Annotated in this window: 12 protein-coding genes and 1 pseudogene; 8 read left to right on the top strand and 5 right to left on the bottom strand. The window is 75.0% G+C overall.

Translation table 11 applies throughout. The features are described from left to right. The first annotated feature begins 2 nt into the window (after positions 1-2). On the top strand, positions 3-1,172 hold the full coding sequence (locus ACZ7LK_RS24705) for a cobalt-precorrin-5B (C(1))-methyltransferase (protein WP_471143381.1): 1,170 nt from the start codon (positions 3-5) through the stop codon (positions 1,170-1,172). On the opposite strand, the gene cobM is transcribed toward ACZ7LK_RS24705, so the two are convergent. Next, complete coding sequence (gene cobM / locus ACZ7LK_RS24700) at positions 1,160-1,909, bottom strand: precorrin-4 C(11)-methyltransferase (RefSeq protein ID WP_469463590.1); 750 nt, start codon at positions 1,907-1,909, stop codon at positions 1,160-1,162. The genes ACZ7LK_RS24705 and cobM overlap by 13 nt on opposite strands. Next, entirely contained in the window at positions 1,906-3,162 is a 1,257-nt protein-coding gene (gene cbiE / locus ACZ7LK_RS24695; RefSeq protein WP_471143378.1) for a precorrin-6y C5,15-methyltransferase (decarboxylating) subunit CbiE, read from the bottom strand. The genes cobM and cbiE overlap by 4 nt, the downstream gene beginning before the upstream one ends. Positions 3,163-3,208: 46 nt before the next feature. Between cbiE and ACZ7LK_RS24690 the strand changes: the two genes are divergently transcribed. Then, complete coding sequence (locus ACZ7LK_RS24690; RefSeq protein WP_471143376.1) at positions 3,209-4,132, top strand: LysR family transcriptional regulator; 924 nt, start codon at positions 3,209-3,211, stop codon at positions 4,130-4,132. 19 nt (positions 4,133-4,151) lie between these two features. Here the strand turns inward: ACZ7LK_RS24690 and ACZ7LK_RS24685 are convergent, their stop codons facing one another. Further along, entirely contained in the window at positions 4,152-4,280 is a 129-nt protein-coding gene (locus ACZ7LK_RS24685) for a DUF6126 family protein (RefSeq protein ID WP_392275591.1), read from the bottom strand. Positions 4,281-4,467: 187 nt separating this feature from the next. Between ACZ7LK_RS24685 and ACZ7LK_RS24680 the strand changes: the two genes are divergently transcribed. Both ACZ7LK_RS24680 and ACZ7LK_RS24675 read left to right on the top strand, forming a co-directional pair. Then, on the top strand, positions 4,468-5,562 hold the full coding sequence (locus ACZ7LK_RS24680; protein WP_392275592.1) for an LLM class flavin-dependent oxidoreductase: 1,095 nt from the start codon (positions 4,468-4,470) through the stop codon (positions 5,560-5,562). Continuing rightward, positions 5,559-6,164, top strand: a complete 606-nt coding sequence (locus ACZ7LK_RS24675; RefSeq protein ID WP_469463589.1) for an FMN reductase — start codon at positions 5,559-5,561, stop codon at positions 6,162-6,164. The genes ACZ7LK_RS24680 and ACZ7LK_RS24675 overlap by 4 nt, the downstream gene beginning before the upstream one ends. A 10-nt stretch (positions 6,165-6,174) precedes the next feature. Here ACZ7LK_RS24675 and ACZ7LK_RS24670 read toward each other — a convergent pair whose 3' ends face one another. After that, positions 6,175-6,585 carry a hypothetical protein gene (locus ACZ7LK_RS24670; protein WP_392275594.1) on the bottom strand — a complete coding sequence of 137 codons (411 nt, stop codon included), beginning with the start codon at positions 6,583-6,585 and terminating at the stop codon, positions 6,175-6,177. Between the two features lie 110 nt (positions 6,586-6,695). On the opposite strand from ACZ7LK_RS24670, the gene ACZ7LK_RS24665 reads away from it, so the two are divergent. The 4 genes and pseudogenes from ACZ7LK_RS24665 to ACZ7LK_RS24650 all read left to right on the top strand — a co-directional run bounded on the left by ACZ7LK_RS24665 (position 6,696) and on the right by ACZ7LK_RS24650 (position 10,992). After that, positions 6,696-7,661 carry an endonuclease/exonuclease/phosphatase family protein gene (locus ACZ7LK_RS24665; protein WP_469463588.1) on the top strand — a complete coding sequence of 322 codons (966 nt, stop codon included), beginning with the start codon at positions 6,696-6,698 and terminating at the stop codon, positions 7,659-7,661. A gap of 234 nt (positions 7,662-7,895) precedes the next feature. Next, positions 7,896-8,237, top strand: a pseudogene (locus ACZ7LK_RS24660) (FUSC family protein); the annotation flags it as partial. Positions 8,238-8,461: 224 nt separating this feature from the next. Further along, complete coding sequence (locus ACZ7LK_RS24655) at positions 8,462-9,961, top strand: APC family permease (RefSeq protein ID WP_392275596.1); 1,500 nt, start codon at positions 8,462-8,464, stop codon at positions 9,959-9,961. 80 nt (positions 9,962-10,041) lie between these two features. Then, the gene (locus ACZ7LK_RS24650; protein ID WP_469463587.1) at positions 10,042-10,992 is read left to right on the top strand and encodes a hypothetical protein; all 951 of its coding nucleotides are present in this window, start codon (positions 10,042-10,044) and stop codon (positions 10,990-10,992) included. 80 nt (positions 10,993-11,072) lie between these two features. Here the strand turns inward: ACZ7LK_RS24650 and ACZ7LK_RS24645 are convergent, their stop codons facing one another. After that, complete coding sequence (locus ACZ7LK_RS24645) at positions 11,073-13,127, bottom strand: PhoX family protein (protein WP_471143672.1); 2,055 nt, start codon at positions 13,125-13,127, stop codon at positions 11,073-11,075. Positions 13,128-13,198: the final 71 nt, after the last annotated feature.

Raw genomic sequence — 13,198 nt, 5'->3', positions numbered from 1 at the left:
CCATGAATACGAGTACGGGTGCCGGCGCGGCCGGAGCCGCGAGCGAGGGCGCGAGCGGGGGGCGCAGCGCCCAACTCAAGCACACCGGTCTCCGGTCCGGATGGACGACCGGGGCGTGCGCGACGGCGGCGGCGACCGCCGCGTACACCGCCCTGCTGACGGGGGACTTCCCCGACCCGGTGACGATCACGCTCCCGAAGGGCCACACCCCGGCGTTCGCGCTGGCGGCGGAGGAGCTGACGGACGCGTACGCCATGGCCGGGATCGTGAAGGACGCCGGCGACGACCCGGACGTGACCCACGGGGCCCTGGTCCGTGCCACCGTCCGGCTCCTGCCGGCCGGCTCCGGGGTGGTGTTCCGGGCGGGTACGGGGGTGGGGACGGTGACCCGGCCCGGCCTGCCGCTGGAGGTGGGCGAGCCCGCGATCAACCCGGTGCCCCGGCGGCTGGTGCGCGAGCACGTGGCGGAGGTCGCGGCGGCGCACGGCGGCACCGGGGACGTCGAGGTCACCGTCTCGGTCGACGACGGGGAGGAGATCGCCCGCTCGACGTGGAACCCGCGCCTCGGGATCCTCGGCGGGCTGTCGATCCTGGGCACGACCGGGGTCGTCGTGCCGTACTCGTGCTCCGCCTGGATCGACTCCATCCGGCGCGGGGTGGACGTGGCGCGGGCGGCGGGCCGCCGGCACGTCGCCGGGTGCACCGGCTCGACGTCGGAGCGGACGGTCACGTCCCTGTACGGGCTCCCCGAGGACGCCCTGCTGGACATGGGCGACTTCGCGGGCGCGGTGCTGAAGTACGTACGCCGGCACCCGGTCGACCGGCTGACCGTCTGCGGCGGCTTCGCGAAGCTGTCCAAGCTGGCGGCGGGGCACCTGGACCTGCACTCGGCGCGCTCCCAGGTCGACAAGGGCTTCCTGGCGGAGCTGGCCAGCCGCGGCGGCGCCGACGAGGAACTGGCCGCCCGGGTGGCGGCCGCCAACACGGGGCTCGCCGCGCTCCAGTTGTGCGCCGCGGCCGGTGTGCCGCTGGGCGACCTCGTCGCCGAGACGGCCCGCGACCAGGCCCTCGAGGTGCTGCGCGGCGCGCCCGTCACGGTCGACGTGGTGTGCATCGACCGCGCGGGCACGGTGGTGGGGCGCAGCGAGCCCAGGGGCCTTCAGCAGATGTGACGGTCCCGCTCCGGCGAGTACAGGTGGCTGTCGCGGAACTGCGTCGCCGCGAGGGTGCGGCCGACCAGGATGACGGCCGTGCGCGTGATGCCGGCCTCCTTGGTGGCGGCGGCGATGTCGGCGAGCGTGCCGCGCAGGATGACCTCGTCCGGGCGGCTGGCCATCGCGACCACGGCGGCCGGGCAGTCGGCGCCGTAGTGCGGGGTGAGTTCGGCGACGACCCGGTCGACGTACCGGGCCGCGAGGTGCAGCACCAGCAGGGCCCCGCTGCGGCCCAGGGTGGCCAGGTCCTCGCCCTCGGGCATGGCGGTGGCCTGCTCGGCGATCCGGGTGAGGATGACCGTCTGGCCGACGGTCGGCACGGTCAGCTCCCGCTTCAGCGCGGCCGCGGCGGCCGCGAAGGCCGGGACGCCGGGGACGACCTCGTACGGGACACCCGCCGCGTCCAGCCGCCGCATCTGCTCCGCGACCGCGCTGAAGACGGCCGGGTCGCCCGAGTGGAGGCGGGCCACGTCGTGGCCCTCCTCGTGGGCGCGGACCAGCTCGGCGGTGATGGCGTCCAGGTCGAGGCGGGCCGTGTCGACGAGCCGGGCGCCGGGCGGGCACTCGGCGAGCAGCTCGCGGGGGACGAGGGACCCGGCGTACAGGCACACCTGGCAGGAGGCGAGGGTGCGGGCGCCGCGCACGGTGATGAGGTCGGCGGCGCCGGGGCCCGCACCGATGAAGTAGACGGTCATCCTTCGGTCTCCTGCTTGGTTACGGACCATTGCGTGACCGGCATGGCCTGGCGCCAGCCGGTGAAGCCGCCCACCGGGACGGCGTGGGCGACGGCGAGCCGGACCAGTTCGCCGCCGTGGCGGCGGTACCGGTCGGCGAGCAGCGCCTCGGATTCGAGGGTCACGGTGTTGGCGACCAGCCGCCCGCCCGGTCCGAGGGCCGCCCAGCAGGCGTCCAGCAGGCCGGGGGCGGTGAGCCCGCCGCCGATGAACACGGCGTCGGGGGTGTCCAGTTCCGCCAGTCCGGCGGGTGCCGCGGCGGTGACGACATCCAGGGCGGGTACGCCGAGGGCGGCCGCGTTGCGGGCGATGCGGGCGGCCCGCTCGGGCGAGCGTTCCACCGTGACGGCACGGCAGGTGCGGTGCGTGCGCATCCATTCGATGCCGATCGAGCCGGACCCTCCGCCGATGTCCCACAGCAGTTCGCCGGGCGCGGGCGCCAGGGCGGCGAGGGTCGCGGCGCGGACGTGCCGCTTGGTGAGCTGGCCGTCGTTCTCGTACGCCTCGTCGGGCAGTCCGGGTACGGCGCCCAGGCGCGGGGCGGCGGGGTCGCGCACGCACGCGACGGCGATGACGTTCAGGGGGTCGCCGGGCGGGTGCGGCCAGTGGTCGGCGGTGCCGGCCAGGTGGTTCTCGCGGTCGGAGCCGAGCTGTTCGAGGACGGTCAGCCGGCTGGGCCCGTAGCCCCGGTCGCGCAGCAGGCCGGCGACCTCGCCGGGGGTGGCCGCGCCGGCGCTGAGCACCAGCAGCCGGCGCCCGTCGTGGAGCGCGGCGGCCAGGGAGGCGAGGGGGCGCCCGACGAGCGTGACGGTCTCGGTGTCCTCCAGCGGCCAGCCGAGGCGGGCGCACGCGTAGGAGACGGAGGACGGGTGCGGCAGGACGCGCAGCCGCCCGGGGCCGGCCGTCTCGGCGAGGGCGCGGCCGATCCCGTAGAACATGGGGTCGCCGCTGGCGAGCACCGCGAGGCGGCGGCCGTCGCGGGTGTGCTCGGCCAGCAGGGCGGGTACGGCGGGGCGCAGCGGGGACGGCCAGGCGATCCGCTCGGCGCGGCACTCGGCGGGCAGCAGGGCGAGCTGCCGGTCGCCGCCGATGACGGCGTCGGCGGCCCGCAGGGCGGCCCGGGAGGCGTCGGGAAGCCCGGTCCAGCCGTCCGCGCCGATACCGACGACGGTCACGGGCGGGGCGGGGGCGGTCACGGGGCCGGGGCTGCTCACGGGCTGGAACCCTACCCGCCGGTCGTCGCGCCCTAGGGTCGGGGGCATGACCGACCGTACGCCCGGTGGCGCCCCGCTCGATCTGACGCTGCTGCGCACGTTCCTGGCCGTGCACCGCTCCGGTTCGTTCACGGCCGCGGCGCGGCTGGTGGGCCTGTCGCAGCCCACGGTGACCGCGCAGATCCGGGCGTTGGAGCGGCGGCTCGGGCGGGAGCTGTTCACCCGGTTGCCGCGCGGGGTGGCGCCCACGGCGGTGGCCGACGGGCTGGCCGCCCGGGTGGCCGAGCCGCTGGACGCGCTGGAGGCGGTGACCGGTGGCGGCCCGGCGGAGGGCGAGGCCGAGCCCGTACGGCTGGCGGGGCCGGCCGAGCTGCTGTGCGTGCGGGTGCTGCCCGCGCTGGCGGCGGTGGTGGCGGGGCGGGGCGTGGTGCTGCGGGTGGCGACGGGGCTGACCGACGGGTTGCTGGACGGGCTGCGGGCGGGCCACCACGACCTGGTGATCGCCACGTACCGGCCGAGGGGGCGGGCGCTGGTGGCGGTGCCGCTGATGGACGAGGAGTTCGTGCTGGTCGCCGCACCGGTGTGGGAGGACGCGATCGGGACGGGGCGGGTGGCGGCGGAGGGCGCGGCGGCGCTGCGGGGCGTGCCGCTGGTGGCGTACGCGGAGGACCTGCCGATCACCCGGCGCTACTGGCGGCACGTCTTCGGCACCCGGCTGACCGCCCGGCCGTCGCTGACGGTGCCGGACCTGCGGGGCGTGCTGGCGGCGGTGGCGGCGGGCGCGGGGGTGGCGGTGCTGCCGCGGTACCTGTGCCTGGACGAGCTGGCGTCGGGGGCCCTGGTGCCGCTGCTGTCGCCGGAGGACCCGCCGATCAACACGGCGTACCTGGTGCGGCGGCCGGGCACGGTGGACCACCCGCACCTGGCGCTGGTGGCGGACCTGCTGCTGCGGGAGGCGCGGGGCTGGTGAGCCCGGAGCGCCGCGCGGGTCACTTGGCGGCGTGCTCGCCGACGTAGAAGAGGAGCCAGACGAACCCGGCGAACAGGTGCGTGACGAAGACGTACACGAAGACGCGCAGCGCCACGCCGCGCTCCTTCCACTGCTCGCTCTCGGTCACGGCGTCTCCCGGGGGTCGGTGCGGGGCCGGTCCGGCCCCGGTCCGGGCCCGTCCGGCGGGGGACCCGGCCTTCAGCGTACGGGGCGGAATACCCGGCCGGCGGTCACCGTTCCCTGGTAGTTTAAGATTCAATCAATGAGTCGCCGACCGCCCTGCGCCCGGCGACCGACCACGAGAGGTGAGCGCGATGCAGTTCGGGATCTTCACCGTCGGTGACGTGACGCCCGACCCGACCACCGGCCGCACCCCGACCGAGCACGAGCGGATCAAGGCCATGGTCACCCTCGCGCTCAAGGCCGAGGAGGTCGGCCTGGACGTCTTCGCCACCGGCGAGCACCACAACCCGCCGTTCGTCCCGTCGTCCCCCACCACGATGCTGGGCCACATCGCCGCCCGCACCGAGCACCTGGTCCTGTCCACCTCGACGACCCTGATCACCACCAACGACCCGGTGAAGATCGCCGAGGACTACGCGATGCTCCAGCACCTGGCCGACGGGCGCGTCGACCTGATGATGGGGCGCGGCAACACCGGCCCGGTCTACCCCTGGTTCGGCCAGGACATCCGCCAGGGCATCCCGCTCGCCGTCGAGAACTACGCGCTCCTGCACCGGCTGTGGCGGGAGGACGTCGTCGACTGGGAGGGCCGCTTCCGCACGCCCCTCCAGGGCTTCACCTCCACCCCGCGCCCGCTGGACGGCGTCCCGCCCTTCGTCTGGCACGGCTCCATCCGCTCGCCCGAGATCGCCGAGCAGGCCGCGTACTACGGGGACGGCTTCTTCCACAACAACATCTTCTGGCCCCAGGAGCACACCCGGAAGATGGTCGAGCTCTACCGGCGGCGGTACGCCCACTACGGCCACGGCACCCCCGAGCAGGCCGTCGTGGGACTGGGCGGCCAGGTGTTCATGCGGAAGAACTCCCAGGACGCGGTACGGGAGTTCCGGCCGTACTTCGACAACGCGCCCGTCTACGGGCACGGACCCTCCCTGGAGGAGTTCACCGAGCAGACCCCGCTGACCGTCGGCTCCCCGCAGGAGGTCATCGAGCGCACGCTCGGCTTCCGGGAGACCGTCGGCGACTACCAGCGCCAGCTCTTCCTGATGGACCACGCCGGACTGCCGCTGAAGACCGTGCTGGAGCAGCTCGACATCCTCGGCGAACAGGTCGTGCCGGTCCTCCGCGAGGAGTTCGCCCGGCTGCGCCCGGCCGGCGTCCCCGAGACCGCCCCGGCCCACCCCGCCACCACCCGTGGCACCACGCCCCGCAAGGAGTTCGCATGAGGCTCACCGTCGTGTCCGCCGGGCTGAGCACCCCCTCGTCCACCCGCCTGCTGGCCGACCGGCTCACCGAGGCGGTCCGCGCCCGGCTGCCGGAGGCGGAGGTGGAGGTCGTCGAACTGCGCGGCCTGGCCCTGGACATCGCCAAGCACCTGGTCACCGGCTTCCCGCCGGCCGCGCTGGGCTCCGCGCTCGACGCTGTGGCCGGGGCGGACGGGCTGATCGCGGTGACGCCCGTGTTCAACGCCTCGTACAGCGGCCTGTTCAAGTCCTTCTTCGACCTGGTCGACCGGGACGCCCTGAACGGCACGCCGGTCCTCCTCGCCGCCACGGGCGGCACCGCCCGCCACTCGCTGGTCCTGGACCACGCGCTGCGGCCGCTGTTCGCCCACCTTCGGGCCCAGCCCACGGCCACGGCCGTGTACGCCGCGTCCGAGGACTGGGGCTCGCCCGGACCGGACGCCTCCGGGTACGGCGAGGGGCTGGCGTCCCGCGTCGACCGGGCGGCCGGCGAACTGGCCGCCCGGATGACCGCCCGGCCCGCGCGCCCCGGCGCCCCGGACGTCGTGCCCTTCGCACAGCACCTGGCCCGGCTGGGCGGCTGACGGCGGGCGGCTACTCGTGGGTGTAGAAGGCGTAGAACGCCGCCAGGCCCGCGCCCGCCGCCGTCAGGAGGGAGACCACGGCCACCGTGAGGACGCTGTTGCCGGACAGGCTGTAGAGGAACCCCACGCTGAGGCCGACGAGGAGGCCGAAGGCGGCCGCCCTGAGTTCGCGCGGCAGGGCGTGGCGGATGCTGAGATAGGCGAACCAGAGGACGCCGAAGACCACCATGCTCACCACGGCGAGCACGGCCTGGCCGCCGGTGAAGGCGCCGTCGCCGTGACGGACGATGACCTCGGCGTAGAGGCCGTAGAGAACGGCGCACACGGCGAGCACCGCGAGGGTGGACCGGTGGAGGCGGGGACGGGCCGCCCGCTCCCCGGTGCGGCGGTGTCGTCCCGGCAGCGTGACGTGTGAGGCCATGGCGTGCTCCTTCCGCTGACCTCCCTCCAGGGCACACCCCCGGTCCCCTCCCGGCAAGTGGATCAGCGGGGCGGGGGACCGCGGCGGGCCGGCCGTGAGAGGGTGTCCGCTTGGCCGTTCCGTACACCTCCCGACCGTTGCGCCGGGCCGCCGCGTGGGCCGCCGGGGTGCTGCTCGTCGTGCCCACCGCCGTGGCCGGGTGCCGGCTGGCCGGCACCGACGCCGTCACCCCCGTACCGCAACTGCTGGCCCTGCTGCCCTGGCTCGCCGTGCCCGCCGGGGCGGCCCTCCTCGTGTCGCTCCCCGCCCGCCGGCCGGCCCTGACCGCCTGGGCCGCCGCGGTGCTCGCCGCGACGCTCTGGTCCGCCCGGCCGTACGGCCCGGACGCCACGCCCGCGGACGGTCCCGTCACCGGGCGGCTGCGGGTGCTCGCCGCCAACACCGAGTTCGGCAACGCGACCGGCGACCTGCTCGCCACCGTCCGGCGCGAACGCCCCGACCTGGTCTTCGTCTCCGAGTGCGACCCCGCCTGCGCCCGCACGCTGAGCGTCCACTTCCCCTACGGCGCCCAGGTCGCCGCCGCCGGGTCCGCCGGCTCCGTCATCCTCGGCACCACCCCGCTGACCGCCGAACCCGCCCTGCCCGACACCACCATGGGCATGCCGGGCGCCACCGTGCGCGTCGGCGGCGAGGACGTGACGCTCCGCCTCGCCCACCCCATGCCGCCACTCCCCGGCCAGGTCGGCCTCTGGAAGCACGAGCTGGCCCTCCTCCGGGACTTCGCCGCCGCCCACCGGGGCCGCCCCCTCATCCTGGCCGGCGACTTCAACGCCACCCAGGACCACGCCGCCTTCCGCGCCGTCCTCGACGCCGGGGACCTGCACGACTCCGCGCGCCTCGCCGGCGCCGCCCGGACCGGGACCTGGCCGCGGGGAGGCACGCCACCGCCGTTCGCGCAGATCGACCACGTCCTGGTCAGCGGCGACTTCACGGTGCGCGGCGCCCGGTTCCTCGACCTGCCCCGCACCGACCACCGCGCCCTCCTCGTCGACCTCGACCTGCGTGCCCGCCCCTGATCCGGGAAGGTGGGGACCATGGACAACGAGCAGTGCGGCGACGCCCCGGACGCCACGGCAGGCCGGCCGCCCGGTGAGCCGGAGGGCTACCTCAGCTGAGCGCCACCACCGCGCGCCTCGCGCCGCCCGAGTGGCTGGTGCGCGGACTGCGCCCGCAGCCCACGCCCGTCCCCTGGGCGGCCGTCGCCCGTGCCGCCGTCGCCCTCGCCGCGCCCCTCGCCGCCGGCTCGCGGCCGGCCGCTCACCGAGCCGCCGCCCACCGGGACGCGCGCGGCCGCTTGGTGGCCGCTGTGCGTGGCGGTGGAGCGGATCGCCGACGCCACGACGGCCGCCCGGGTACGCGTCGGCCAGGGCGCGCCGGCACCCGGCGCCGGGGAGGTCGCGCGCGTCGAGGGGGAGTTGCGCGAGCTGGCGGGGACGCTGCGCCCCGGCCACGCCCTGGTGGGCGTCCGCGCGGGGCCGGCGGCCGGCGAGGGGAACGATCAGGTCAGGGACGAGGACGGCGTACTGGCTCCGCTCCGCCAGGAGGTCGGGGCCGCCCGCGCCATCGTTTCGCCCCACCCGGACGAACCCTGACCCGATTTCCGGCGCCCGTCGCCGCCTCCCCCGCCCCAACAGACCTATCCCGCACCACCCGTAACGCGGCGATACATTCCGGACGTCATCCTTCCGGGTGGCGTCACCGCACCGCGTCCGCCCGACTACGATGCGCTCGGCCCACGCGTGCCGCCCCCTCCCGCGGTGTGCGCGGTCCGCTCCCGCTCCACCGCCATATGCCGTGCCATACAAGGACGTCCGTCATGCGCAGCAGCTCAAGCAAGGCTTCCAGCAGGCCTCCCGGGCGGGGGCTCCAACCCAATGTCCTCGGCACGTTCGACACCGTCGTGATGGCCGTCGCCGGCAGCGCGCCCGCCTATTCGCTGGCCGCCACCTCCGCCGTCCTGGTCGGCACCGTCGGCTTCGCGGCACCCGCCGCGCTGCTGTACTGCGCCGTCCCGATGCTGGGCATCGTGCTGGCGTTCAGCCGGCTCGGCCGGATCGACGTCAACGCCGGTGCCAGCTACTCCTGGGTGGGCCGGACGCTGCACCCCGCGCTGGGCTTCCTGTCCGGGTGGGCGCTGATCGTGGCCGCGACGCTCTTCATGGTGGCCGGTTCGCTGCCGGCCGGGCAGCTCACCCTGGAGCTCCTGGCCCCCGGGCTGGCCGGCGACACCGCGGCGGCCACCGCCGTCGGCGCGGGCTGGTTCCTGATCATGCTGCTGGTGGTCCTGGGCGGCGCCCGGCTCACCGTACGGGCGCAGCTCCTGCTCACCGGCGTCGAGTTGCTGATCCTGCTGCTGTTCATCGTCGGCGTGGTGCTGCACCGTGGCGCGGCCGCCGCCTTCGACTGGTCCTGGCTGGGGTTCTCGCACTTCGACGGGGTGTCCGGTTTCGCCTCCGGGGCGCTGATCGCCGCCTTCTCCTACTGGGGCTGGGACGTGACCAGCAACCTGAGCGAGGAGACCCGCGACAGCCGCCGCACGGCCGGCTTCGCGGCGCTCGTGGGGATCGGGGTGGTGTTCCTGCTCTTCGAGGCGTTCACGATCGCCGTCAACGTGGTCCTGTCGGCGGAGGAGATCGGCGCGGGCGGGGCGAACGTACTGGCGCTGCTCGGTGACGCCGTCTGGCCGGGCGTGGGCGGCAAGCTGCTGATCGTGGCGGTGATGCTGTCGAGCGTCGCCACCCTGGAGACCACCCTCATCCAGGTCACCCGGTCGCTGTTCGCGATGGGCCGGGACCGGACGATGCCGGCCGCCCTCGGCGCGGTGCACCGCCGCTGGAACACCCCGTGGGTGGCGATCGCGGTGGTGGGGGCGGTGGCGCTGGTGATGTTCGTGGCGGCGACGGCCCTCGGTTCGGTCGGCGACATCCTGGACAACGCCGTCAACGCCATGGGGCTCCAGATCGCCTTCTATTACGGGCTGGCCGGTCTCGCCGCCGTGGTGGCCTACCGTGGGCTGCTGCTGAAGTCCGTGCGCGACTTCGTCCTCGGGGGCGCGTGGCCGCTGGCCGGCGCCGTCTTCATGTTCTGGATCTTCTACGAGTCGCTGGGCGAGCTCAGCGGCACCACGGTCGCGATCGGCCTGGGCGGTCTGGGAGCGGGGATCGTCCCCATGGTCCGGTACTGGCGGAAGGGCAGCGCGTACTACCGCCCCGCCCGGCTGGACGCGGCCCGCGCGATGGCGGCGTCGGGTCCGTACGACCTGCCCCGGCAGCACCAGCGGGCGGACGGGAACGAAACGCTGGCGACCGACTTCTAAGGAGAAGGACGGGAATTCACGACAGGACCGCGCTTTCGACGGGGGACAGGGAATTGGCCGTACGCCGCAGTCGCCGCTCCATGCGTTTCGCGCCCGACTTCGACCCGGACTCGGGTGACCGGGCGCTCACCGACGCCCGCCACGACATCGTTATCGGACGCTGGCAGGGCGTGCGTGACCTGCTGCGGGACACCGGGGACGACTGGGCCCTCCGTACGCACCGGCTGCGGCTGCTGTCCCACGCGGCCGCCGACAGCACCGCCGTGGAGGCGTGGCGGGCGGCCGAGCCGGACGATCCGGACGCGGCCGTGCTGCGGGCGGCGACCGAGGTCGTACGGGTCTTCAACCGGGCGATCGCGGCGGGCCGGGGCACGGCGGTGGACCGGTCCTGGCTCGACGTGACGGTCATGGCCTGCCTGGGCGCCGCCGACGCGCGGCCGGCCGACCCCATGCCGTGGGTGTCGCTGCTGACCGTGGCGCGGCTGTACGAGGGCGGGGTGGGGCGGGTGGAGCTGCGGCGCTGGTGGGACGAGCTGCGGCGGCGCGACCCGCACAACCTGGAGGGCCATGTGCAGTTGCTGCGGTACTGGTCGGCCCGGTGGCACGGCACGCACGGCTCGATGTACGACTTCGCGCGGGACGCGGCGGGGGCGGCGCCGCCCGGGTCGCCGCTGCCGGTGCTGGTGCAGATCGCGCGGGTGGAGGAGTACCGGTACCTCGCGGACGCGGCGCGGGGGCGGGGGCCGGTGCGCGGGTTCGACCAGCACTGGAAGCACGAGCTGGCGGCCACGGAGGTGCGGCGGACGCGGGAGCGGTGGCTCGGCGGCCGGCCGCCGGGGGCGGTGCGGCCGGAGGAGGTCGAGCCGCTCAACTACCTGGCGCACGCCGCCTGCTGGGCGGGCCTGCCCGAGGTGTACGGGGAGCTGTTCGGGCTGCTGGGGACGCGGGCGTCCTGGGTGCCGTGGTCGTACACGGGTGACCCGGCGGAGCAGTTCACGAGGTGGCGCGGGAACGGCCGCGCCACCTCGTGACGGCGGGGGAGGCCGCGGGCGCGGGGCGGCCCCCGGGGCGGCGGGGGCCCCGGGGGCCCCGTGCCCCGGGGGCCCGTGCCTCAGACGCCGATGTCGCGGCCGTCCTGGCGGTACACGGCGACGACCGACGGGCGGACGATCCGGCCCGGACCGTCGGGCCAGGTGGAGGCGGGCTTCTCGACGGACGCCCCGTCGACCTCGCCCGGGTGCTGGACGGCGACGAGGACGCGGCGGTCCTGGATGAGCGGGCCGCACGTCTCGGCGCCGGCCGGCACGCTGAGGAACTGCTTCAGCTCACCGCGCCGCTCGCCCTGGGTGGCCACGCCGAACAGGCCGTCGTGCGAGCCGAGCTGGTTGCCGTCGGTGGAGATCCACAGGTTGCCGTGCGCGTCGAAGGCCACGTTGTCGGGGCAGGAGATGGGGCTGACCTTCTCCTTGGGGTAGCCCGCGAAGTACGTGGCCGGGTCCTCCGGGTCGCCCGCGACCAGGAACAGCCGCCAGGCGAAGCCGTCGGAGGCCGGGTCGTCCCAGTGCTCGGCCAGCTCCAGCACTTGGCCGTGCTTGTTGTTGTTGCGCGGGTTGGCCTCGTCGGCGCCGGCCTTGCCCGCCGCCCCGCGGTCCTTGTTGTTCGTGAGGGCGACGTACACCCGGCCGGTGCGCGGGGACGGCTCGACGTCCTCGGGGCGGTCCATCTTGGTCGCGCCGACCTTGTCACCGGCGAGGCGGGTGAAGACGTACACCTCTTCGGCGGTCATGCCGGGGACGTGTGAGACGTCGCCCGTGGCGAGCGGGATCCAGTGGCCGCTGCCGTCGAACTCACCGTCGTCCGGGAGCTTGCCGGTGCCGTCGACGTCCTGCGGGCTGTCGCCGGTCAGCTTCGCCACGTACAGCGTGCCCTCGTCGAGGAGGGTGAGGTTGTGCTCGCGGGCCTTGCGCGAGTTCCCCTTCATCATGCGCTTCGACGAGACGAACTTGTAGAAGTAGTCGAACCGCTCGTCGTCGCCCATGTAGACGACCGGGCGCCCGTCGGCGGTCAGGCGCGGCTGGGCGGCCTCGTGCTTGAAGCGGCCGAGCGCGGTGCGCTTGCGGGGCGTGGAGTCGGGGTCGTACGGGTCGAGCTCGACGACCCAGCCGAAGCGGTGCGGCTCGTTGGGCTCCTGCTTGACGTCGAAGCGCTTGTCGAACCGCTCCCACTTGCGCTCGGTGGCGCCGGAGCCGATCCCGTACCGCTTGTCCGTGGGGCTCGACCCGTTGGCGAAGTACTGGTTGAAGTTCTCCTCGCCGTGGAGGGTGGTGCCCCACGGGGTGGTGCCGCCGGCGCAGTTGTTGAGCGTGCCGAGGACCGTACGGCCGGCCGGGTCGGCGCTGGTGCGCAGCAGCGCGCTGCCCGCCGCCGGGCCGGTGAGCCGGAACCGGCTGGTCGCGGTGAGGCGGCGGTTGAGGGGGTGCCGGGTGACGGGGGTGAGCCTGCCGTCGCGGTGCTGTTCCTGGACGACGACCACGGACAGGCCGTGCGCGGCCCAGGCGATCTCGGCCTGCTCGCGGGTCGGGTTCTCGGGGTCGTACCCCTTGAACATCAGGATCTCGTCGGTGTACTCGTGGTTGGCCACCAGGACCTGGCGCCCGTGCTCGCCCTTGAGCGGCAGCAGGGACAGGAAGTCGTTGTTGTACCCGAACTGGCCGGCCTGGGCCTCGGCGGTCTGCCGGTCCGGGTCGAAGGCGGGCGCCCCGCGGAGGATGGGCTCGCCCCAGCGGATGACGACGCTCTGGGCGTAGCCCTCGGGGACGGTGACCTTGTCGTCCGTGTTGGGGGCGACGGGCGTGAAGCGCAGCCCGCGGGCGCCGGCGCCCTTGCCCTTGCCGGCGGCGGTCGGGGGCGTGGCGGCGACCGCCTGCTGTCCGGCACCCTGGGCGACGACGGCACCGCCCGCGGTGGCGGCGACCGTGACGACGGCGGCGGCGCGCATCAGGGACCGGCGTGACAGGACGCCGGCTATGACGTCGCCGACGTACTCGTTGTCGCTGGTGTTGGGCACCTCGTGGAAGCAGGCGTCGCCGCACCGGTATCGGCAGGTGAGGGCGGAACGGCCGCCTCCGTGCGGGTTGGTGCTCAGCAGCGGCAGCAGCTTGCGCACTTCGTCCTCCTCCGGCGCAGCCTGCGCCGACATGGTGTCGGGAATCGGGTCCGGCGGTGACGTTATGCGGG

This window comes from Streptomyces sp. NPDC039423 (assembly GCF_055598725.1).
The sequence above is the reverse complement of the archived record's forward strand: the minus strand, read 5'-3'. Positions and strand labels throughout refer to the sequence as shown.